20 protein-coding genes are annotated in these 22,153 nt (G+C 34.8%); 5 read left to right on the top strand and 15 right to left on the bottom strand.

Features of this window, described 5'->3' with window-relative positions; all coding sequences use genetic code 11:
* Window positions 1-11: 11 nt before the first annotated feature.
* The 3 genes from ACFE0M_RS17155 to rfaD all read right to left on the bottom strand — a co-directional run bounded on the left by ACFE0M_RS17155 (window position 12) and on the right by rfaD (window position 3,160).
* A complete protein-coding gene (locus ACFE0M_RS17155) occupies window positions 12-1,163 on the bottom strand; it encodes a BamA/TamA family outer membrane protein (RefSeq protein WP_434547016.1) in 1,152 nt (383 codons plus the stop codon).
* 145 nt (window positions 1,164-1,308) lie between these two features.
* Window positions 1,309-2,130, bottom strand: a complete 822-nt coding sequence (locus ACFE0M_RS17150; RefSeq protein WP_434547015.1) for a mechanosensitive ion channel family protein — start codon at window positions 2,128-2,130, stop codon at window positions 1,309-1,311.
* Between the two features lie 76 nt (window positions 2,131-2,206).
* A complete protein-coding gene (gene rfaD / locus ACFE0M_RS17145) occupies window positions 2,207-3,160 on the bottom strand; it encodes an ADP-glyceromanno-heptose 6-epimerase (protein ID WP_434547014.1) in 954 nt (317 codons plus the stop codon).
* Window positions 3,161-3,251: 91 nt separating this feature from the next.
* On the opposite strand from rfaD, the gene ACFE0M_RS17140 reads away from it, so the two are divergent.
* The 3 genes from ACFE0M_RS17140 (at window position 3,252) to ACFE0M_RS17130 (ending at window position 5,580) form a co-directional block, all read left to right on the top strand.
* The gene (locus tag ACFE0M_RS17140) at window positions 3,252-3,668 is read left to right on the top strand and encodes a 6-pyruvoyl trahydropterin synthase family protein (protein WP_434547013.1); all 417 of its coding nucleotides are present in this window, start codon (window positions 3,252-3,254) and stop codon (window positions 3,666-3,668) included.
* A gap of 218 nt (window positions 3,669-3,886) precedes the next feature.
* The gene (gene dnaX / locus ACFE0M_RS17135; protein ID WP_434547012.1) at window positions 3,887-4,996 is read left to right on the top strand and encodes a DNA polymerase III subunit gamma/tau; all 1,110 of its coding nucleotides are present in this window, start codon (window positions 3,887-3,889) and stop codon (window positions 4,994-4,996) included.
* Window positions 4,997-5,295: 299 nt separating this feature from the next.
* On the top strand, window positions 5,296-5,580 hold the full coding sequence (locus tag ACFE0M_RS17130; protein WP_434547011.1) for a hypothetical protein: 285 nt from the start codon (window positions 5,296-5,298) through the stop codon (window positions 5,578-5,580).
* On the opposite strand, the gene ACFE0M_RS17125 is transcribed toward ACFE0M_RS17130, so the two are convergent.
* The 6 genes from ACFE0M_RS17125 to ACFE0M_RS17100 form a co-directional block, all read right to left on the bottom strand.
* Window positions 5,574-6,485, bottom strand: a complete 912-nt coding sequence (locus ACFE0M_RS17125) for a CPBP family glutamic-type intramembrane protease (RefSeq protein ID WP_434547010.1) — start codon at window positions 6,483-6,485, stop codon at window positions 5,574-5,576. The two genes, ACFE0M_RS17130 and ACFE0M_RS17125, sit on opposite strands and share 7 nt — an antisense overlap.
* Before the next feature lie 48 nt (window positions 6,486-6,533).
* Window positions 6,534-7,430: a DUF3078 domain-containing protein gene (locus ACFE0M_RS17120; protein ID WP_434547009.1), complete on the bottom strand. Its 897-nt coding sequence runs from the start codon at window positions 7,428-7,430 to the stop codon at window positions 6,534-6,536.
* Between the two features lie 32 nt (window positions 7,431-7,462).
* Window positions 7,463-7,879, bottom strand: a complete 417-nt coding sequence (locus ACFE0M_RS17115; protein ID WP_303268291.1) for a response regulator — start codon at window positions 7,877-7,879, stop codon at window positions 7,463-7,465.
* Between the two features lie 168 nt (window positions 7,880-8,047).
* On the bottom strand, window positions 8,048-10,096 hold the full coding sequence (locus ACFE0M_RS17110; protein WP_434547008.1) for a LysM peptidoglycan-binding domain-containing protein: 2,049 nt from the start codon (window positions 10,094-10,096) through the stop codon (window positions 8,048-8,050).
* Window positions 10,093-10,737 carry an O-methyltransferase gene (locus ACFE0M_RS17105; protein WP_434547007.1) on the bottom strand — a complete coding sequence of 215 codons (645 nt, stop codon included), beginning with the start codon at window positions 10,735-10,737 and terminating at the stop codon, window positions 10,093-10,095. Before ACFE0M_RS17105 ends, ACFE0M_RS17110 begins: the two co-directional genes overlap by 4 nt.
* A 2-nt stretch (window positions 10,738-10,739) precedes the next feature.
* Entirely contained in the window at window positions 10,740-11,978 is a 1,239-nt protein-coding gene (locus ACFE0M_RS17100; RefSeq protein ID WP_434547006.1) for a M16 family metallopeptidase, read from the bottom strand.
* Between the two features lie 121 nt (window positions 11,979-12,099).
* Here ACFE0M_RS17100 and ACFE0M_RS17095 point away from each other — a divergent pair, with 121 nt between their 5' ends.
* Window positions 12,100-13,233, top strand: a complete 1,134-nt coding sequence (locus tag ACFE0M_RS17095) for a glycosyltransferase family 4 protein (RefSeq protein WP_434547005.1) — start codon at window positions 12,100-12,102, stop codon at window positions 13,231-13,233.
* Between the two features lie 86 nt (window positions 13,234-13,319).
* Here the strand turns inward: ACFE0M_RS17095 and ACFE0M_RS17090 are convergent, their stop codons facing one another.
* From ACFE0M_RS17090 to ACFE0M_RS17065, 6 genes are all read right to left on the bottom strand, one after another.
* Window positions 13,320-14,006: a hypothetical protein gene (locus ACFE0M_RS17090; RefSeq protein ID WP_434547004.1), complete on the bottom strand. Its 687-nt coding sequence runs from the start codon at window positions 14,004-14,006 to the stop codon at window positions 13,320-13,322.
* Window positions 14,007-14,025: 19 nt separating this feature from the next.
* A complete protein-coding gene (locus tag ACFE0M_RS17085; RefSeq protein ID WP_434547003.1) occupies window positions 14,026-14,703 on the bottom strand; it encodes a hypothetical protein in 678 nt (225 codons plus the stop codon).
* A 76-nt stretch (window positions 14,704-14,779) separates the two neighbouring features.
* Window positions 14,780-15,346, bottom strand: a complete 567-nt coding sequence (locus tag ACFE0M_RS17080) for a Crp/Fnr family transcriptional regulator (RefSeq protein ID WP_434547002.1) — start codon at window positions 15,344-15,346, stop codon at window positions 14,780-14,782.
* Window positions 15,347-15,437: 91 nt separating this feature from the next.
* Window positions 15,438-16,433: a hypothetical protein gene (locus tag ACFE0M_RS17075; protein ID WP_434547001.1), complete on the bottom strand. Its 996-nt coding sequence runs from the start codon at window positions 16,431-16,433 to the stop codon at window positions 15,438-15,440.
* A 3-nt stretch (window positions 16,434-16,436) separates the two neighbouring features.
* Complete coding sequence (locus ACFE0M_RS17070) at window positions 16,437-17,642, bottom strand: glycosyltransferase family 4 protein (protein ID WP_434547000.1); 1,206 nt, start codon at window positions 17,640-17,642, stop codon at window positions 16,437-16,439.
* Window positions 17,643-17,664: 22 nt separating this feature from the next.
* On the bottom strand, window positions 17,665-20,085 hold the full coding sequence (locus ACFE0M_RS17065) for a glycoside hydrolase family 31 protein (protein WP_434546999.1): 2,421 nt from the start codon (window positions 20,083-20,085) through the stop codon (window positions 17,665-17,667).
* Between the two features lie 226 nt (window positions 20,086-20,311).
* On the opposite strand from ACFE0M_RS17065, the gene ACFE0M_RS17060 reads away from it, so the two are divergent.
* Window positions 20,312-22,135, top strand: coding sequence for a glycosyltransferase (locus ACFE0M_RS17060; RefSeq protein WP_434546998.1), 1,824 nt, complete (start codon window positions 20,312-20,314; stop codon window positions 22,133-22,135).
* Window positions 22,136-22,153: the final 18 nt, after the last annotated feature.

The following is a 22,153-nucleotide window of genomic DNA, read 5'->3' as shown; positions in this document are numbered from 1 at the left end:
TCAATAATGTATTAAAAAGCCTCCCCAATAAACAGGTAAAAGCCTGGGCCTTCTTGTGTAAATGCAACATCGAACCTTGTGTAAATATCTTTTTTGGGAAACAATAAAAACCTCACTCCGGCTCCACCCGAGACTACAATATTATTGAGATCAAAATTATTGAGATCTGGAAATACTTTACCCGCTCCTGCAAAAACCGCGGCTCCAATTCTATCCGTAAATCCAAAAGGAATTGGGAGAAATCGATATTCCATTTGTGCAGCAATTTGATTTCTATCCCTATATCTTCCATAATAATAGCCTCTCATGATGCTTTCTCCTCCCATTAGCGATAATTGATTAAATGGCACATCGCCTGTATTAAATTGTCCTAATATCTGTGTGGCAAAAACGTTATGATCTCCGACTGGTCGATAGATTCTAGTGTCAGAAATTACAGTAGTAAAGTCAAATGTGCTTCCCCAAGATTGATTATAATGAAGTAACGCTAGTTCAGAGAAAAAACCTTTTCTTACGTTTAAAACATTATGACGATTGTCGTGAACTAAGCCAATTCCAAAACCTAAATTAGTTGATCCTTGACTACCGAGGGGTAATTCTTGTGGTCCATTATTTCCCTCTGCTGGAATGAAATCAACGGCACTCAAGCGCTGCAAATCCATCTCCAAACCTATGAATAAATTCTTTTTGACCTTCCTAAGTACTCTTTCCTTAATAAAAATTTGATTGGCATCAACTCTGGCAATATAGTCTTCGGGTGAATTGCTACCTATTCCATGATAGAATAGAGGGAAGCTTTGAAATCGAAGTCTTCCTAAGAAAAACCATTTGTCCTCATCTGAATAAATTGCATGGTCAAACCATAAACCATATTGATTTTCTAGAGTGAAAAAGGTGAATCCATTTATTTCGCTTAAGCGGTTAGCAGTGTCTTGTTTTGCATAAAATACCAGTAATGAGCTAAGACCAAATTCCCAGCTGGTTTCGGGCGCATAAGCAACAGTAGGGTAAATTAGAAACTGAGGCTTAGAGATGTCACTAGTATCGTTAATGATGCTGTTGATATATTTGCTGACAAAATTCTGGGAGAGGGCATGTCGGCCATTCGATAAAATGAGAACAATTATTATGAGACCTAAATAAACTAATTTTGCTTTCTTCACTTACTTTATTTTATACAATTTGTAAAAGAACGATTTTTGACCAATTAGTTGTCATAATATTTTGATTAATTTTTGAAATTAAAGCAAAAAAATAGCCTTTGAAATTTTCAAAGGCTATTAGATCGTAATTAGTATATTGATTTGTTTATTTGGTTCTCATATGAATATCTCGTTGCGGGAATGGAATTTCAATTCCTTCTTTAACAAAGGCGTTGTTTATTGCTTCCATATTATCCCAATATACAGGCCACAAATTATCGGTGGCTGTCCAAACTCTCACACTTAAATCTAAGGAGCTATCTCCAAAGTTAATGAATTTTACCACTGGAGCAGGATCTTGATTAATTCTATCATCCTTAGAAATAACATCAAGTATGATCTGCCTTACTTTTGCAATATCAGAACCATAGGCAACCCCTACCTTTAATTCTGCTCTTCGAGTATCTTTTATAGTGGTATTGGTAACATTTGAATTAGCAAGACTACCATTTGGCATTACAATTACTTGATTGTCAAACGTTCGGAGGTAAGTATGTAGAATATCAATTTTCTCTACCACTCCAAAATATCCTTGGGCTTCAATAATATCATCCACTTTAAATGGTTTAGTGACCAATATTAATATACCACCGGCAAAATTGGATAAACTTCCTTGTAGGGCTAAACCAATGGCTAAACCTGCGGCACCTAAAACACCCAACAATGCGGCAATTTTAATATCAATGCTTTGTGCAATTACTAATACTAAAGCAATGTATAGCACAAATCTGAAAAAGGAGCTTAAAAAGGCAACCAAAGAAACTTCTAATTCTGATTTTTTAAAGGCTTTGCTTAAACCTTTCATGATATAGCTAATGAGGATTCTACCTACTATAAATATCAGAATCACTTTAATTAAGCTGATTCCGATTTCTAAGCCATAGGTTTGTATCTTTTCTAATAATCCGGGATCTAATTGTTCAAACATATTTATAGGATTTGGTAAGTCTATTCAAATTTAAAATAAATGTTACAACATAAATTATTTTATCGTATTAAACTACTTAGAGTTTCATTTCTTTAATGTATTGCTCTACACCGCTTTCTAAACCGGTGAATTCATGAGGGTATCCTATGGACTTTAATTTCTCCATTTTAGCTTCGGTGAAGTATTGGTATTTATCCCGGATATCTTCAGGAGTATCAATAAAACTAATATCCTCTTTTTTATTCATTGATTTAAAAACTGCTTTAACCAAGTCTAAGAATGTACGAGCTTTCCCACTTCCCAGATTGTAGATGCCTGAATTTTTCCGGTGGTGCATCAACCAAATCATCACTTTTACCACATCATCCACAAAAACGAAATCCCTCATTTGTTCTCCATCTTTATAATCAGGATTGTGGGATCGGAATAATTTCATTTTACCAGTTTCAGATATTTGTTTATAAGCATGTAGAATTACGCTTGCCATTCTCCCTTTATGATATTCCCTCGGACCATAAACATTAAAGAATTTTAAACCTGCCCAGTAAAATGGTTTCTTGTTTTGCTTCAATGCCCATTTATCAAATTCATTTTTAGAAATCCCGTAAGGATTCAATGGTTTTAAATCTGGAATTTTAGTTTCGTCATCATCATAACCCAATTCGCCCAAACCGTAAGTTGCGGCAGAGCTGGCGTAAACTAAAGGGATTTGCATTTCAATGCATTTTTCCCATATCTTCTTGCTGTATTCTGTATTAAGTTTTGTGAGCAGTTCTATATCAAATTCGGTGGTATCTGTTCTAGCCCCTAAATGAAAAATAAATTCCACTTCCTTTTCATTTTGTTTTTCCAGCCATTCAAAAAATACGTCTCTTTCAATTTTTTCTTGAATTATTAAGTCTTCTAAATTTTTATTTTTTTCAGGATTGTCAAATTTATCAACTGCAATTATGTGTTTAAACCCATCTGCATTGAGTTTTTTGATGAGATTTGATGCAATAAATCCAGCAGCTCCGGTAACTATTATCATAAGATGTATGTTTTTGAATTAAGCTCTTTAAGCAAAACTATTTATTATAAATGAATAAACGTATATTTGCACCCTAAAAATTAAGATTGACATGGTTTACGTTAATCGTAAAGAACATTTTAACGCAGCACACAAGCTATTTAATCCTAACTGGAGCAGGGAAAAGAACGAAGAAGTTTTTGGGCCTTGTGCCAATGAAAATTGGCATGGTCATAATTTTGAGTTGATTGTAACAGTGAAGGGGGAACCCAATCCGGATACAGGATTTGTGGTGGATTTAAAAAAATTGAGCAATCTCATTAAAAAAGAAGTCATTGATAAGGTTGACCATAAAAATTTAAACCTCGATGTCCCATTTTTGGAAGGTAAAATGGCGAGTTGTGAAATTATCATAGCGGAATTCTGGAAAATTTTAGAGCCTAAGGTTAAAGAATTACAAGAAGGTTCAAGTCTTCATAAATTAACACTTTATGAAACCCCTAGAAATTTTGTGGAGTTTTATGGTTAAATATTGGGATTAGTTAGTTCTACTTTATCAAATTGTACAACCTTAGCTAAGTGCTGTGTCTTCACAGCTCTATTAAGATAAAAGTCCGATTTGTGAAGACACAAATCGGGAGCAAATGCATTAATTTGACTAAGTATTTAGATTATTATTCTCGAAAAAATTTTAAATTATCTTCTAATCATATCTTAAAATCAAAAGGGTATTTATAAATTGCGCTAATGGAAAATTTTGTTGTATCAGCAAGGAAATATAGACCAAAAGGTTTTGATGAAGTAGTAGGGCAGCAACATATCACTACTACATTAAAAAATGCAATTGATAATGATCATTTAGCACAATCTCTTTTGTTTTGCGGACCAAGGGGTGTTGGTAAAACCACTTGTGCTAGGATTTTAGCAAGACTGATTAACGATTTTGAAGTGGATAATATGGAAGGCTCATCTTCCTTAAATATCTATGAATTGGATGCCGCTTCTAATAATTCCGTTGATGATGTGCGAAATCTCATAGATAAAGTAAGAGTACCGCCACAACATGGGAAATATAAAGTCTATATTATTGATGAGGTTCACATGCTTTCCAATGCTGCTTTTAATGCTTTCCTTAAAACATTAGAAGAGCCACCTTCTTATGCGATATTTATTTTGGCCACAACCGAGAAGCATAAGGTAATTCCAACCATTCTTTCGAGATGTCAGATTTATGATTTCAATAGAATCAAGGTTTCTGATATTTCAGATCATTTAAAAGAAATAGCAGATAGGGAAGGGATTGAGGCCGAGGAGGCAGCGCTACATTTGATTGCCCAAAAAGCAGATGGAGCCTTACGTGATGCCCTTTCAATATTCGATTTGATTGTTACTTTTTCACCTGATAATAAAATTACTTATCAGGCTACAATTGACAACCTTCATATTCTGGATTATGATTATTATTTTAAAGTAACGGATGCGTTAAACCAAGAACAAATACCTCAAGCTCTTTTATTGTTTGATGAAATCCTTAAGAATGGTTTTGATGGTCATAATTTCATAAACGGGCTTGCTTCTCATTTTAGGGATTTATTGGTTTGTAAAGATGAATCCACCTTAGCGTTATTGGAAGTATCAGAGCAAGTGAAAGCTCAATACCAACAACAAGCTAAAGATGTATCCCCTTCATTTATACTTTCCGGATTACAAATATTGAATCAAACCGATCAATCTTATAAGGCAAGTAAAAATCAGAGATTGGCAGTTGAGTTGGCATTGATGAAATTGGCAAAAATTAATAGTGCGGTTGATTTGGCTAAACAACAAGATGCAGTACTAAAAAAAAAAGTGAGTTAAATCAATCTGATTCAGAAGAGCCTAATAGTGAAAATTCTAATCAAAAATCTTTAGCTGATCAGATAGCTGCGAAAGCTTCTCAGGCTAAACCTTTAAAGTCTGCACCTTCTATTCCAAAACCCGGTGATAAAATTAAACAGGAACGAAAGGAACCCATTTCAAAAGAGGGATCTGAAATTGAGCCTGAAAAGAAACTAGATGAATTAGCTAATCAAATTGATGCGAATATTGATTTTGATGAGTCTTCGCTTAAATCAGCCATTTTAGATTTCGTTGATAAAAATAAAGTTGGCCCGGTGGTGGAGAATTCATTAAAGAACTCGATCAAACTTGAAGGTGAAATGATCACTGTTGAACTGACCAATCCTGTTGAGGTAGATGGATTAGAGAAGATAAAAGCAGAACTTTTAACTTTTATCAGAAATAAGTTTCAGAATAATGCTATTCAGCTTCAACATAAAGTAAACATTGAAAAGGCGGCAGAAAGACCTTATACTCCAAAGGAGAAGTTTGAAGCTATGATGAAGGAGAATCCTTTATTGGGGAAACTAAAGGATACTTTTGGCTTGGATCCCGATTATTGATCTTGAAGTATGTCGTTTAAATGATGTTGTAATACAGAATCGCTATCTACTTCTAAATTCTTGATGCTGAAATTAATGTTGAAATACTTATTATTTTGAGGAGAATCTAAAGTGTCCCAATTTAATCTTCCAGCGATGTCATTAAATTTTGCATAATCAGTTTTAATTTCAGTGATGAATTCAAAATCTTCATTAACGTCAATATTTTTTCGATTTCCATATCTATTCTCTGCTACTTCTATTCTTAGATTAAAATCTTTATTATCAATGAAAACTTTTTCTTCTAAATTCGCATAAAATGTAATGAGCAACACCACGGTATTGAAAATAGCATGCTGTAGAAAGCCCCAGGTAAATCCAATATTCATTCTTAAATAAGATATTATTGTCCCGCCAATAATTTGAGGTAATACCAAAATTGGAGCTAATAGAATTATAGCTAAAGATTCGTCTTTGAAATTAGTAATATGCACTAAACCAAAAGCAATGATAAATAAATAGAAAAAGAGGGTGTAGTTATTGAACCAAAATTTTTTGACTTTATCTCTACCTATTATTTTCCCCGCCCATCTAAAAAGATAATTTCTTTTATAGTTTAGTGGAAGTCTAAAAATGAATTCCTCAAATAATGGAGCAATCAAACTTCCTGTAAGTAAAATAACAAAGAGTCCGTAATCATTTAATAAATCAGCTCCTTTGTGATTATCAATATCCAGATTAGTGAATTCTTCTAATAAAATGATTAAAAGTACAGCAGGTGTGATGAGAATTGCATCTATGACTATAAATACCAGCAGGGTTCTCCATTTATTGCTAGTTTTTATTTTATGGTGATTAGGGTTTGGATCGGGCTTTTTTAAAAACTGTATATAATTTTTAAAGTGGGTTTTTACAAGATTGAACAATTTGATTTTGGTTTGTTTGAGGTTGATAGTTGACTGTTACAATATGCGCTAGATTTTAATATTGAGACCTATATTCATTACACTTTTGAATTGAACACCCGCTACATTTCTTGTTTCACCCGTAGCTTCATTCACTATGATTTCCTTTGATTTAATATCATCATCATATATCAACTGTGTACTGTAACTTGCAGATAGAAACTTATTGATTTTAAAATTAAGTGCTGTTTCCCAGTTTACATCAATATTTCCCAATTTTTCATAATCAGCAAAAAGGTTTAGATTGGTAGAGAGATTTACGTTCTCCCATATATCTTTTTGAAAGGAGGAAGCAAAGTTGATACCACCTTGAAATCTAAAATTTTCACCTGGCTCAACCCCATAAGCTCCTGCTGTTGAGAGGCTATCATCCATCACGAAAGTACTTTTAGATGACAAAGGAGAAAAGGTAGCCGTAAATATCTTTTTGTATTTATAAGTAAGACCAATATTTCCTAATAGAAAACCTGGCGACATGAAACAGGAAATCACAACATCTTCATCATTTAAACCCTCGTCAAATTGAGTCCTGAAATCTACAATGGCAGACAAGAAAATTTGTTTTTTCAATTGCCTGCTATATCTGGATGTCAAAATTATATTATCATCAGTTTTAATAAATGGAGCTTCACTGTCACCTTGTCGCAATAAGCCATAAGCCATATCTAACCTATTATCCCAAACATTTTTTCCTTTTGCATAATTGGCCTTGAAATTGGTTAAGCCACCTATAGAAATAGAACTTTGTCCACCTCCATTCCAATTCGTAAGATCTACTTGAGAAAAATTCAGATTCAAAACAGCTCCGTTATCCCAATATGTGGTATCAGATTGAATACTGTCTGTTTGAGCATAAGCAAAAGAGCTTATAAAAAACAAGAAGGTGATAGTCTTGATTATCTTCATAATAAAGATAGGATTGATGAATGGATAATTAATTAATATAGATCCAGAGATCTGATTTCATTTAAGGCGTTCTCTGTTAGGGGCTTAGTGATAAATTTAATTACATGGTCGTTGTTTACAATTTTATCAATATCTCTTTTGTTATCAGAGCTTGATAAAATGATGACCTTGCATTTATCTTTTACGATATCAGAGAATTTCTCGAATTCATACAAGAATACGAATCCATCCACAATAGGCATATTGATATCCAAAAATATGATATTGGGAAGCTTGTCAGGATCATCCTTGTGTTCTTCCAAATATTCCAAGGCACTCTTGCCAGAATTTTTGATTTCAACGTATTTTGCGAACTCAGTTATTTCTATGATACGCTTGCTAATGAAATTATCAGTATCATTATCGTCAACAAGCATCACTAAATCAACAGTTTTTGTAGCTGTTACCATGTAATTTACCCTTGTAATCTATTGATCAATTTACTCTGTTTAGAGTTATATCTAAACATAAGTAAAGTTTTTTTTAATTAAAACATAAATCTTTCGAAATGCAATATTTTTTCGATAGACGACACAAATGTAAGATATTGTGAGCAAGAATTTATGCTTATAGCATATTTATTTCTGCATAATTACAATTAGCTCACCTTCTTTCAAATTGTAGTCTTCTTTATTGTTCCATTCCATAATTTCTTTTAGACTGACATTGTATTTCTTTGCCAATCCATACATAGTATCTCCCGAGCTGACCCTATGTTCTATTTTATTTTCTTTTTTTTCAGTTGGTACTTCTTTGATTTTATTTTCAACAGGATTCTTTTTCTCTTCTACATTATTCTCAGCAATAAAACCATTATTATTTACTTTAATCACTTGACCAATTGATAATGTATCCCGTATTCCCAAATTATTGATATTCAGTAAGGTGGAAATTTTCATATTGAATCTATTGGAAATTGAAAAGAATGTATCTCCTTTCTTGATGGTATAATCAGTGAAATCCTTTTCTTCAAATTCATTTTCTTCATCAGAATCATCAGTTTCCCCATTTATTTCTTCTGCAGTTTTTAGATTTTCAGAAATTAAGGTCAAATCAACATTTTCAATTTCACTGTTAACTATGGATGAGCTGTTTTCAATATTTAATTGAGCACTATCCGTCTCCATAATTTTTGCATTTTTTGACTCATTTAATTCAAGACTATCTTTTGATGTTTTTTCATCAATAGCTCTTAAAGTATCTCCAAATTCGGTAGATTCTTCTAAAACTTTATTTTTGATTAATCGATCTTCTTGCTCTAACTCTTGGGTTTTATCTAATGGTTTTGTTTGCTCAACTTCTTCTACTTTTTTTTCTTTTTTTGGAGGTTCCCTATATTCTATAGGAACATTAGCTGGTCTGTTGTGGCGCAACCATAAAACTCTTCCAACTTTTGGTTGCTGTGGTGGCTCCATTCTATTTTTTCTGTATAATTTCTTGAGCTTCAAACCGTATTTCTGGCTTATATCCCACATGTTTTCATTTTGTGCCACTGTGTGATAGTAAAATTTAGCCCTATTTCTTTTTCTTCTTAAGTAATAAATTTTACCTGTTTCTAATTCTTCCCTAATTTTAAGGTCATTCCATTTTCTGAATTTATATTCATCAACTTCCGCAGTTTCGGCTAATTTTTTAACAGTGTATCCTGCCGGTGCATAAATTCCATCTAATCCATTTACTTCTACCATGTGTGGAATTGTTCTGTCAGATCTACTCGGATAATTATCCACTAATGGGAAATTTTGCTGTTGTTGATCATTAATATCACCTGGTAAATCCTTAGAAGTTATTTTTCTCTGACTTTGCAATTTTTCTATTTTCTCCAGATTGCTAAGCGGTACTATAATGGTGTAGTTTTTATCTTCTGGTACTTTGCCCCTTTTGATCCATTTATTGTATTCTTCTATTAGTTCTAATGGAACATTTTCTTCTTTTGCAATAGTTTTTAATGAGGTTCCTTTTACATTTTCAATTTCTTTTAGGTAATAAGGAGGGTTGGAGGTCCCAATAGTGTTTTCAAAAGCCACTTTATGAGCCAAAAACTTCTTCAAATACCAATAGGTATCACTGGTTATTTTCAGGCGGTTTTTACCAAAATTACTTTCATCAATTACATCAGCCGCACCACCTCTACCTCTTTGATAGGCAATTAATGCATAAGCCCAATTATCAAAATATTTATTATGATCTTTTAAGTAAGCAGCCGCTGCCCGGCTAGAGGAAACTATATTCATTCTTTCATCTACATGACGATCGATTCTTAAATTATTTTCTAAACCAGAAATTTCTTTGAACTGCCAAAAACCCACTGCATTGCTACTTGAAATTGCATCTGAAACCAATGCACTTTCTTGTATAACCAAATATTTAAAGTCTTCCGGTAAACCCTCTTCCCTAAAAATTCTTTCTATTATGGGCATGTACATATCCACCCGTTCCAATTTCTTTTGAAAATATTTTTCACTTCTGGTCAATGCATCCACATCGGCTTGTATGTCTTTAATGGCGCCCGCAGTCAATCGTAAATCCATATTAGCAAATTCTATTCGGGAAGGAACTTGCTGTGCCCACAAGCTTGTGGAAATTAAAAAAATAGCTGCTATTAAAAGAGGAAGTTTTATTTTCATTTTTTTCTTAAAATCATTAATCCATCTCGGATTGGAAATAACACATTTTGAACCCTGTCGTCTTGTTGCACAAATTCGTTGAATTTTAGCATACTTTCAGTATCCTTATCCAGTTTTTTTCTATTTTTTTCTAATACTTTTCCGCTCCATAAAACATTGTCCACCAAAATATAACCGCCTTTTCTTACTTGTTCAACACAAAGTTGGTAGTAGTTCAAATAATTTGATTTATCAGCATCAATAAACACCATATCCCAATTTTTATTGAGTGTTGGAATGATATCCAATGCCTTGCCGATTTTCAGCTCGATTTTATTGGAAAATTCAGAAGATTGGAAATATTCTTTTACCCTTTCTGCTAATTCCTCATTTACATCTATGGTGATAAGCTTGCCCTTATCTTTTAATCCTTCTGCCATGCAAAGTGCTGAATAGCCGGTATAGGTTCCAATTTCCAAGATATTTTCTGGTTGAATCATGTGCGCTAACATGGACAAAACCCTTCCTTGTAAATGACCGCTCAGCATCCGTGGCTTTAAAACTTCCGTATGGGTTTCTCTATTGATTTTGTAGAGCAATTCATTCTCTGGTTCTGTATGGGCTTCAATATATTTATCTAAATCAGGATCTAAAAACTCCATAATTATCTTCTTTTAGCTTTGTAAGTTAAAATACTTAATCGGTCTTCTGCAAAAATTTCATGGGCGGTATCTTGTAAATCCATAGCTTTTATCTGCTTTATTTGCTCAAAAAGCTCATCCAAAGATTCAATTTTATCCTTATCCAGTAAGCTCCTTCCTAGCATGAGCATATAGTTCATATTATTTTCTTCTGCCATGGCTAGTTGGCCCATGAGTTGTTGTTTGGCAACATGTAATTGTAAACTGCCCAAAGGTTTCTCTTGCAATTTTTTTAGTTCTTTTTTGACCAATTTTATGCTTTTAGGAAGCTGACCCGGGTCTGTGCCAAAGAAAATGCTGAAAAGGGCAGTATCCGTAAATGGATGATAACCCGCATCAATGGCATAAACAAAGCCATGTTTTTCCCGCAAAGCCATATTTAAGCGGCTGTTCATTCCCGGTCCGCCCAGTATGTTGACCAACATAAAAAATGCCAATCTTTTTGGATGGTGAATAGGATAGGCGGTAGTGCCGATAGCACATTGAGATTGAGAGATTTCCTTATTGAAATTTAAAGTGTTGGGCTCATATAGTTCAAATGGCATTCTTTCTCTTTTTCTTTTATGATATTCAATGGGTTCCAGGTATTTTTTAATATAGCGCTCTAATTTTTTTTCAGGAATATCTCCCACAATAGAAAAAACAGTGCGCTCGGTATCCAAATTTTCTTCCAGAAATTCTAAAAAATGCTGGCGTGTAAAGCTTTTAAGGCTTTCTTCAGTCCCCAAAATATTATTTCCAAGGGGATGACCCGAAAAAATGATTTCATCAAATTGATCTTGAATATCATCCTCTGGAGAATCCTTGTACATCGCCATTTCTTCTAAAATGACCTGTCTTTCTTTTTCAATTTGTCTTTCAGGAAAAATAGATTGGAAAGTGATGTCCACCAACAAATCCATTGCTTTATCGAGGTATTGTTCTAAAACAGAGGCATGAAAAAATATTTTTTCTTTGGTGGTATAGGCATTTAATTCACCCCCTACTGAATCCAGTCTATTCAATATGTGGAAGGTTTTCCGCTTTTTAGTCCCTTTAAAAGCCATGTGTTCCCAGAAATGGGCAATACCTATCTGATGTGGCTTTTCATCACGACTCCCGATGTCCAAAGCGAATCCACAATGGACTATTTTAGAGTTTCTTACCGGCTGATGGATTACTCGAATCCCGTTTTCTAATGTCTTTACTTTATATTGATTCATTCATTCCCCGCTTAGGTGCAAAACTACAAATTATCTTTCTTTTTAAAGAAGTAATGAGCACCACAAAGGAAATTTATTTAGTTTTGAGTAGTTTCAACTTTTAGGATTTAATTTTTTCAGTATGCATATAGCTTTTGATGCCAAACGTGCTTTCAACAATTTTACGGGATTAGGTAATTATAGCCGTTTTGTAATTTCTGCCTTAAAGGAGCATTATCCCGAGGAGCAATATTCACTTTTTACTCCTAAAGTGTCTAAGCGCGAAGAGGCTACTCTTTTTCATAAAGAAAATAAGGAGATAACAGTTATGCCTTCTGGGCTTTGGAAGGCAGGCTCCATGAAAAGTGCGTGGCGATCCAAAAAGATAGGGAAGTTAGCAAGGAAGCAAAAGGCGGATGTTTTTCATGGCTTGAGTAATGAGCTACCAAGCGGACTGAAAGGCAATATCAAGAAAATTGTTACCATTCATGATTTAATTTTCTTGCGGTATCCTGATTTTTATCCATTCATTGATAGAAATATATATAAGAAAAAATTTAAGTCTGCTTGCAAAAAGGCAGATGAAGTCATTGCGATAAGTGAGCAAACGAAAACTGATGTCATTGAATTTTTTGATATTGATTCATCAAAAATCAATGTAATTTATCAAGGGGTTCATCCCATTTATAAACAAGATTTGAAAACCAGAAGATTATTGTATTTATTGGATCAATACAGTTTGCATCAACCTTATTTTTTATATGTAGGTTCTATTGAGGATAGAAAAAATGCTAAAGATTTGGTTCAGGCTTTTAAATTAGTTTTAGATCAGGTTAAGCATGATTTATTGCTATTGATAGTGGGTAAGAAAACGGATTATCAAAAAGAAGTAGAGAAGGAAATTAATGTTTTGAGGCTGGAGCAAAATGTTAGGATCTATAACAATATTCCCTTTACCGAACTGCCTTATCTCTATAAAGGAGCGGTGGCTTCCGTTTATCCATCAAGTTTTGAGGGCTTTGGTATTCCGGTATTAGAATCGCTTTCTGTGGGCACTTCCGTAGTAACTGGAAACCAATCCGCCATGCAAGAAGCAGGAGGAAAGCATGCCCTCTATGCGGACCCAAAAAATCATGAGGAATTGGCAGCTCAAATGGTGAAATTAGCTGATGATAATGAGTTTAATGAGCAGTTGATAAAGGGTGTTGATTCGCATTTAGCGCAGTTTTCTTCAGAGAAGATTGCTGGGGATTTGATGAGTGTTTATCGGGGGTAGATTAAATTATGAGCTAGCTAGGGAGCTCTAGGTAATTGGAGCACAAGCGAGACGCTTGCGCCAGGGTTACCTTGATAATTGAAACTTTAAAAGCCAAACCGAAACCCAATTAAAGCCCTTAGTCTATTATTGTAGAAATCCGTGCTCCCCAAAAAGCTTTCATAGCCGTAGGTATTCATGTAGGTTGCCCCCATCATTAAATGGATATGTTCGTTTTTATCATTTAATTGGTATAAAATTTGAACGCCCAATTCAGAGCAAAATCCAAACCCAGCGTCAGACCCACCTTGTAGTTCATCTTCCCAAACACTTGTTCTTTGCCCATCAGGCGTAAAACGATCATCTCCTTTTAGGTAAAATCCGGCTCCAAATTGTCCGAAAGATATCGGTATCCTAATTGCCATTCTTTCATTTTTCAATTTTATGTTGTAGGCTACTTCTAATCCAAGGTAGCCGTGATCATGACCGAGCATGATCGATGATTTACCTTTATAGGTTTCTCCAACGGGTAGAAGCAATTCATATTCCTTGGGATTAATAGGTCCGCTTCTGCCGTAGTACCTAATTCCAAAGTCCCAGCTATCATTTTTAGAAATAATGCCTAAGCCGAAACCAACGGCATTGCCAATATGGTCATTGAGCAACATGGCTGAATATTCGGGTTGAAAATAAAAGCCTTTTGATTGATCTTTTGATTCGGTTGATTTTTGAGCAAAACCATTAGCACTGATAAGTGCCAAAAACAAGATTGATATAATTATTTGAATTTTCATAATGTTTAATTTTAAAGGATTAGAAGTTGAAGAATGAGAATGGGCTAGACGGCTGACCAAAAGAGAATTGATAGCCAAGTGAAATTTGATTAAAGTATTTCATAGTGTCACCAGTAGCCCCGTTCATTGGCCCTGTATATGTCCTCAAGGCGATGCTATGATTATTTACAGTATAGGAAAGGCCTGCAAGAATTATTGCAGATGGCATCTGCTCGTCAAGAATAGGAGTTTCTCCAAACTGAATTGCAGTTCTGAGCATGGCGCCTGTATGCAGTTTTAATTTCTCTGACAATTTCAGGTCAAGAAGCATATTTGGGTCAAGTTCTAGGCCATTGGTTGATTCCGCCAAATCTGGGTTTTCATCGTTTGATAGATAGCGGTAGCTACTTGTTAGGTTAAAATTTAGACGAAAATTATCGGTTTCTTTTAGCTTAAATCCCAATACTAATCCTCCAAATGCAGTGCTTCCATCACTTATCGCTATTGCATCTACAAATCGGTATTTGATCTGACTGTAACGGACTTGCACCCCAGCGCTAAACCTATTGGTTAATTGATGTTGAAACCACACTGTTTCGATATGCTTGTCATTATTGCTGATGCCTATGCTTAGGCCGGCAACAGATTGTGATTTTGCATCAAGAGCTCCTATGCCTATTAGGAAAAGTGCGATGACTATTTTTTTCTTTAATTCCATATTTTTAATTTTTAATATGGATCAAAGAAAAAATGATTTAAGCTTGTTCTTCTGAACCTATGTTAAGAAATGAATATTATGATCCAATTTTCTTTCTAATTCTGCTTAGGGCAACATCCGTAATGCCCAAATAGGATGCAATAAGGTAAAGCGGGATTTCGGAAAGTAGTCGTGGTCTGCGCTCCAATAATTCCAAGTATCGCTTTTCGGCAGATAAAGTAATTAATGATTCCATTCTTCTGGTGATGTTTAAATAAGCGGCTTCAGTTTGGCTGGCTGACAAAGCTTTTAATTGTGGTATAGATTGATAAGTTTTTTCCAGGTCATGAAGAGAAATCGATTCAAATTTACAATGGGTTATAGCTTTTAAAGCATAACGAGCAGGTTTAGAAGTGATAAAGCTTTCATATACGGAGGCAAAGCTATTTTCAAAAATAAAATCTTTAATAAATGATTTATTGTCCCTTTCATAAACCATAGCCATGCATCCTTCCCTCAAAAATAGCAGTTTTCTGCAAACTTCTCCTTCTTTTATAACATAATCACCAGGCATTGCTTCTTTAGATGAGAATTTTGCCCCCAATTCAGCAATTTGTTCAGATGATAGGGAAGTTTTTTTAGCAAGGTATTCGGTTATTGTCATCGATATGGGTTTTACCATTTCATTTTATCCTTTAGTAATCTTCCTTTTTCTTACTGACTTAGTATGGGAAAACAATCTTGAGAAATCCTTTTCACTTATACCTCAAACTAATATCCGTCAACCAATTCATACTGCTGATAAAATGGTCGTATCCTTCTTCTTTACTAGTTTGGTTGATTTGCAAAAGATGGTCAGGTTGACATAACAACATCAAAAGCCTGAAATCTTCATCTGATAATTGATCGTGAAATTGATTGACTAAATCTGCCCCTTGTTTCAACAAAGCTTTTTGTAAAGGATTGTTGGTGTAGTCTGGAATTTTATGTTCCCAAGATGGTGAACTTAAAGGTAAACTTACCGCATAGACTGAATGCTCATCTGGATTTCCTATCATAAACAATTCCTGAATTTGTTTCTCATTTGAAACTGATTTATCAATGAAATCTGAATTATAGGCACTTCCATAGCCATTGACCAAACTGATTTGGAAATTATCAGGGCCATCTCCATTGGAAAGTAAAATATTGAAGGGCTGGGCCGTATTGGATTTATATACCTGTCCGGAATGTTTTCCTGCCAAATGCCAAGGATTGGCTGTGGCAATGATTCCTTGGTAGCCCAAAGCATTGACTATTTCAGCCACTTGGTCATCATACAAACAAGCGGTGTTGATGAAAATGCCTGGTTTATTTTCAAAATAATCCTTTAGTCCATCTAAATATAATTCTACCTCTTTTTTGAATAGAATTGGTGAGCAGAGATAACTGAATGAATGATAAGCGCATGAACCAATTAACTGAATTTTGCCTTTGTCCACTTTCTTTTTTATCTCCAACATCAAATTATTATCATGTTGTTTGAGAAATTTCAAAAAGGGTAAACTGAAAAATACCAAAGGGGATTTATCTTCCTCCGCCATTTTTAATACTGTTTTCAACTTTGAATGAACCAAATCAGCAAAATCCGCTATAAAAGCTTGTTGACTTTTGGTTTCGTCCACTGCTGAAAGGTTTTTTCCAATATCTAAAAATGACAATTTTTTCACCTCTAATGGGTGATTGAAATGTATGATTTGGTAATTATCCATTTTCTAAACTTGCTTTAAAGCTGATAAAATTTCAGATGAAACGCTTTCCCAGTTTCTTTTCTTTACATTTTCTGCATTGGCTTTAGCGGTTTTTAAAAACTGCTTCTTATTGGCCAATACCTCTCGAACGGCCGTAGCATAAGCCTCCACATCTTTAGTAGCCACAGTTTGTACATCAGTCATTACTTCAGCTACACCACAATTTTTTGATAAAACAAGTGGTAACTCTAAACTAACAGCTTCCAATGCCGATAAGCCAAAGGGCTCGGATAATGAAGGCATAACCATTACTTGGGAGGCTTTCATGATGGCGAAAACATCTTCTTGCGGTAGATGACCTGTGAAATGAAATTTATCCATTAGCCCTTTTTCATGGGCAGAAGCAATCATTTCTTCCATTAATTCTCCTTGCCCACAAACCACGAATCGGATTTTATCCTCTTTTTTCACTAATGCTTCTGCAATATCAATAAAAGTAACAGCACCTTTTTGTAAACTTAGTCTCCCGCAAAAAAGGACAATATCTTCTTTGAATGGAGGCTTATAATCTGATGGTTTCAATTCATCTATTCCATGGTGGATCACTTTTATTTTGGAAGCTGAGATGCCGTATTCTTTTACCATAACTTTTTTATGGTATTCACTCACGGCAATTATCAAATCGGCTTTTTGCATGCCCTCTTTTTCCAATTCAAAAAGCCAAGAATTACTTTTTTTACCACTTCGGTCATAATCCAGTGCATGAATGTGTAAAACGAAAGGTTTTTTGCTCAACTCTTTCAATTTTTTAGAGGCCGGAATGGCAGTCCAATCATGGGCATAAATAATATCAAAATCTAAATTTCTGCTTTTGGAAATAATGCTTTGGCTGAAATCTTCCAATGCTTCCTGCACTGAGATTTCAATATGATCATTGTAATGTTTTTCAATTTCAACACTTCCCGCATAAAAATAAGGATTGAGTTCACTTTTGACCGAAACATGAACCAAATCAGCATTCAATTGCTGTTTGTTGGTGAGTTTTTGTCTGTTAAGTGTTTCAATTCGGCTATGCTCAGTCTCCTGTTCCGCTAATTCTTCTGCACTTTCAACCGAAAATAATTTCAGATGCACATCTTTAGCCAAGTGTTGCGCAATATGATAGCAAGCGATCCCTAGTCCACTGTTCTGAGGGCTTGGTTTACCTGGTCCGATCATCAATACTTCCATGAGCAATTTATTTTTAAGGTTATTATTTTATGATTTCAATGGTACTAAAATCTTTATTGACTGTAAATGTTGATTCATGATTTGTACTAACTGTATTCCCGTCCACTATGATTTTATTTATAGTGTCAAATCCATGTAAATGAACTTCAAATCCTTTATATCCGGCATCAAACTCTTTTTCCAGATAATGTTGAATCACAATACCATTGCTAACGGGCTTTTGAATAAAAGTATGCAATGTACTGATGCCCATTTCAAAATCTTTTGAAAGTCCGTCATCTTCATATAGTTCACTTTTTGTCTCTTCCAAAGCTTTATAGATGTGTAGTTTGAGATTTTCGGGTACGAATTCATCCACATATTGCATTTTATCCTGCATAGGAAGTATTGCCCCGGCTTTCAGAAAGATTGGGATTTGCTCCAATGGAGTCTCGACTGTAATTTCCCTTTTGCCTGACAGCAATTCATTTGTCCAGTAATTGTACCAATCACCTTCTGGTAAATACATCATTCTTTCCTTTACTTTGGGTGCAGAGACCGGGCAAATCAATAAATGCTGTCCGAGCAAAAATTCTTCTTCCCGATCCAAGGTTTGCGTATCGTTTTGAAAGGCCAAAGAAATTGATCTCAGCATAGGTTTAGCATATTCTGCATATTGCCAATAAGTTGTATAAAGATAAGGCATGATTTCATACCTCATTTCAATAAATCTTCTGACAATATTCAAATATTTTTCTTCAAATTGCCAAGGTTCTTTATCGCCATGGTCGCCCGATGAATGTGTTCTGAAAAATGGATGAAAAGTGGCCATCTGAATCCAACGGGTATATAATTCTCCATCAGGAGCACCGATGAATCCCCCGACATCAGAACCAGCAAATGAAACACCCGAAGCACTTAGTCTTTGGCATTGGATATTGGCTATTTTCAAATGTTCCCAGCTGGCCATATTATCTCCAGTCCAAACGGAGCTGAATCTTTGAATACCGGCATAAGCAGAACGGGTGATGGTAAAGCTTCTGTTATTGCCTGAAAATTGCTCTAAGCCCTCATAAGTTGCCCTTGCCATTTGCATTCCATATACATTATGTCCTTTTCTATGACTGCAAGGATGACCATCATAGTCATGCCTTACATCCCTAGGGAATGTGCCTTCTTCAAATACGGCAGGCTCGTTCATATCATTCCAAACTCCAGCCACACCATCTTGAATGAGTCCGCCAAATAGACCTGACCACCATTTTCTTGCCGCAGGATTTGTAAAGTCTGGGAAATGACAAGGCCCTGGCCAAACACTTCCTTTGAATCTAGCCCCGTCCATTCTTTGGCAGAAATAATTATGATGAACACCTTGCTGGAAGACCGTATAAAGCGGGTCGATTTTTATTCCTGGATCAACAATTACGATGGTTTTAAATCCTTCTTCTTTCAAATCGGCTATCATTTTTTTAGGATTCGGAAACCTTTCGTTATTCCAAGTGAAAATTCTGTAGCCATCCATATAGTCTATATCCAAATGGATGACATCACAAGGGATTTTTTTATCTCGAAAATTTTTAGCTAAATCTCGAACTGTTTGTTCAGGATAATAACTCCACTTGCTTTGGTGATAACCTAATGCCCATTTTGGGGGAAGGGGGGATTTACCTGTTAGTTCAGTATAATCTTGCACCACGTTTTCCAGTTGCGGTCCATAAATGAAATAATAACGCATTTCACCACCTTGCGCCCAAAAACTCAAAGCTTCTTCTCTTTCGTGACTGAAATCAAAGAAAGTTCTAAAGGAATTGTCTAAGAAAATACCATAGCCTTCTCCATCATTTAAACCCATGAAAAAAGGAATATTTTTGTAAACAGGATCCGTTTCATTTCCATAACCATAGCAATCGGTTCCCCATAATTCCCTTCGGGTTCCATTTAAGTTTAAGCTTCCTGTTTTATCCCCGAGTCCGTAGTATTTATTGTTTTTTGAAGATTTTAAAGTAGAAATGACCACATGTCCACCAAATCGTCTTTCATCTTTCCAATGATATCCTTTTTCATCTTCAATTAAGATTTTGCCATTTTTATCCAAAATTTTAATGGTGGCATCTGATTTTTTGATGATGCATTGCAATAATTCTGTTTTGATAATCAATGCATCTTCTTGAGCTTCAAAGTAATATTGTGTATTTCCTAATTCAAATTCAGGATCAATAGCATAGGAAAAATCGTCCTCAAAATATCCATCATTGGCATAACGGAATTTTAAAATTTTCTCACTTATAATTTTTAATTCAAGCGTAGAGTTTTGGGCATAGATTTTTAATCTTCCTTTTTTCTGTTTCCAGCTAATGATGCCTCCAGGGTAGAATTCTTCCTCTTTCTGCTCTTGAAATTTTTCTATATAGTTGCCTTCAAAATCCTTTTCAGATTCTTGTGCAGTATTTTTATTTTCTTCCATATTAAAGTATTACTATTAAGCGATTTAACGCTAATTCCAATACAAATTAACTACTTATTGTAGTTAATACACTAAGTATTTCCGTATTTTTTTTAAATTAAGGTTTGATGACTGCTCACTATTTTAATTTAATAAAATTGAAGTGATTTTTCATGCATTTGGTCATTATTCAAGATTAATCTTATAAATTAAGTAATCTATTTCAATTATTGAGAAACGTACTAATATGAAGGAAAATAATTCGATCGATAACGAGAAACATATTTTAACCGAAGTGGCTTGGGAAGTTTGTAACCAAGTAGGAGGCATTTACACCGTAATTCGTTCCAAAGTGCCCACCATGGTAAAAAATTGGGGTAAAAATTATTTTCTATTAGGGCCTTATGCACCGAAAGAAGCCGCAACAGATTTTGAGGAGGCAGAATTCGGCCATGAAGTAATTGATGAGACCTTAAGAATATGTAGAGAAAAAGGATTGAGTATAAAAAGTGGCTATTGGTTAGTTTCTGGGAGACCCCAGACCTTGTTGTTTGACCATAAGTCTTCTTTTCACCATTTAGGGGATATAAAATATTATTACTGGCAAAATCATGGCATAGATTTCAAGAATCATGACCCATTGATGGATGAGGTGTTGGCTTTTGGCTATATGGTGCATATTTTTCTCTCGGAAATGACCCAGGTGGCCATTGATCAAAAAATAAAACCTTTAGCTCATTTTCATGAGTGGATGGCGGGCTCGGCAATTCCGAATTTAAGAAGGGACCAAGTGCCTTTACAAACAGTATTTACTACTCATGCAACCCTATTGGGTAGGTATTTGGCCATGAATGATCCACAATTTTATGATCATCTTCCCTTTATGGATTGGCATAAAGAGGCAGTTCATTTTAATGTGGAGGCAAATGTTAAATTAGAGCGTGCTTGTGTACATGGAGCACATGTTTTTACAACTGTCAGTGAGGTTACGGGTAAAGAATGTTTTCATTTATTAGGAAGAAGTCCAGATAAGATTTTACCGAATGGTTTAAATATTGAAAGGTTTTCTGTTTTACATGAAGTGCAAAATTTGCATCATAAGTATAAGCAATTACTTGAACAGTTTGTCATGGGGCACTTTTTTAAGAGTTATTCTTTTGACCTGAATAAAACCCTTTACTTTTTCACATCTGGAAGATTTGAGTATTCCAATAAGGGTTATGATTTAACTTTGGAAGCTTTAGCCCGTCTCAACCATCGATTAAAAGAAGCGAATTCTCCTTTAACTGTGGTGATGTTTTTTATTACTCGCCAACCTATCCAATCCATTAATCCTGATGTTTTGAATGCCCGTGCCATGTTGGATAAAATCAATACCAACTCCAATGCCATAGTGGAGCAGATTAAAAACAGGTTATATCGTCAAGCCGCTTCAAGTAAGGGAGATCATAAACTTCCGAATTTAAATGATATGGTGGATGACTATTGGAAACTGAGGCATAGAAGAACTATACAGGCTTGGAAGTCAGGTGGTTTGCCTCCTGTTGTAACTCATAATTTGATAGATGATGATAATGATGCCATTTTAAATTTTTTAAGAACCGCCAACCTTGTGAACCATGAATCCGATAAAGTTAAAGTAGTCTATCATCCCGATTTCATTTCCTCTACTAATCCATTATTTGGAATGGAATATGATGATTTTGTCAGGGCTTGTCATTTAGGAGTATTTCCAAGTTATTATGAGCCTTGGGGCTATACGCCATTAGAGTCTTTGGCAAGGGGCGTAGCTTCAGTTACTTCTGATTTATCGGGATTTGGTGATTATATGAAAAATGTGAGTATTGGAGATAAAAAGCACGGTATGTTTATCGTGAAAAGAGCCAATAAAAGCTTTGATGAAGCAGCGGAAGAATTGACCAATGTGATGTGGGAATTTACCCAAATCACTAGCAGGGAAAGGATAGATATGCGGAATATGTCAGAGGATTTATCAGAAGTTTTTGATTGGAAAAATTTATATAAAGCCTATGAAAATAGCTATAAGATGGCTTTAGAAACATATTTTTAAACCTAACAACCCAAAATT

The sequence above is a fragment of the Marivirga sp. genome (genome assembly GCF_051117495.1).
Lineage (GTDB): Bacteria > Bacteroidota > Bacteroidia > Cytophagales > Cyclobacteriaceae > Marivirga.
The sequence above is the reverse complement of the archived record's forward strand: the minus strand, read 5'-3'. Positions and strand labels throughout refer to the sequence as shown.

Coding starts and splice junctions, on each gene's coding strand:
- ACFE0M_RS17140 (WP_434547013.1), top strand. CDS start 3,252: ATGGTTTACGTTAATCGTAAAGAACATTTTAACGCAGCACACAAGCTA.
- rfaD (WP_434547014.1), bottom strand. CDS start 3,160: ATGATAATAGTTACCGGAGCTGCTGGATTTATTGCATCAAATCTCATC.
- ACFE0M_RS17100 (WP_434547006.1), bottom strand. CDS start 11,978: ATGAATCAATATAAAGTAAAGACATTAGAAAACGGGATTCGAGTAATC.
- ACFE0M_RS17150 (WP_434547015.1), bottom strand. CDS start 2,130: ATGTTTGAACAATTAGATCCCGGATTATTAGAAAAGATACAAACCTAT.
- ACFE0M_RS17070 (WP_434547000.1), bottom strand. CDS start 17,642: ATGGAAGTATTGATGATCGGACCAGGTAAACCAAGCCCTCAGAACAGT.
- ACFE0M_RS17085 (WP_434547003.1), bottom strand. CDS start 14,703: ATGGAATTAAAGAAAAAAATAGTCATCGCACTTTTCCTAATAGGCATA.
- ACFE0M_RS17065 (WP_434546999.1), bottom strand. CDS start 20,085: ATGGAAGAAAATAAAAATACTGCACAAGAATCTGAAAAGGATTTTGAA.
- ACFE0M_RS17090 (WP_434547004.1), bottom strand. CDS start 14,006: ATGAAAATTCAAATAATTATATCAATCTTGTTTTTGGCACTTATCAGT.
- ACFE0M_RS17120 (WP_434547009.1), bottom strand. CDS start 7,430: ATGAAGATAATCAAGACTATCACCTTCTTGTTTTTTATAAGCTCTTTT.
- ACFE0M_RS17075 (WP_434547001.1), bottom strand. CDS start 16,433: ATGGATAATTACCAAATCATACATTTCAATCACCCATTAGAGGTGAAA.
- ACFE0M_RS17060 (WP_434546998.1), top strand. CDS start 20,312: ATGAAGGAAAATAATTCGATCGATAACGAGAAACATATTTTAACCGAA.
- dnaX (WP_434547012.1), top strand. CDS start 3,887: ATGGAAAATTTTGTTGTATCAGCAAGGAAATATAGACCAAAAGGTTTT.
- ACFE0M_RS17110 (WP_434547008.1), bottom strand. CDS start 10,096: ATGAAAATAAAACTTCCTCTTTTAATAGCAGCTATTTTTTTAATTTCC.
- ACFE0M_RS17105 (WP_434547007.1), bottom strand. CDS start 10,737: ATGGAGTTTTTAGATCCTGATTTAGATAAATATATTGAAGCCCATACA.
- ACFE0M_RS17115 (WP_303268291.1), bottom strand. CDS start 7,879: ATGGTAACAGCTACAAAAACTGTTGATTTAGTGATGCTTGTTGACGAT.
- ACFE0M_RS17080 (WP_434547002.1), bottom strand. CDS start 15,346: ATGACAATAACCGAATACCTTGCTAAAAAAACTTCCCTATCATCTGAA.
- ACFE0M_RS17095 (WP_434547005.1), top strand. CDS start 12,100: ATGCATATAGCTTTTGATGCCAAACGTGCTTTCAACAATTTTACGGGA.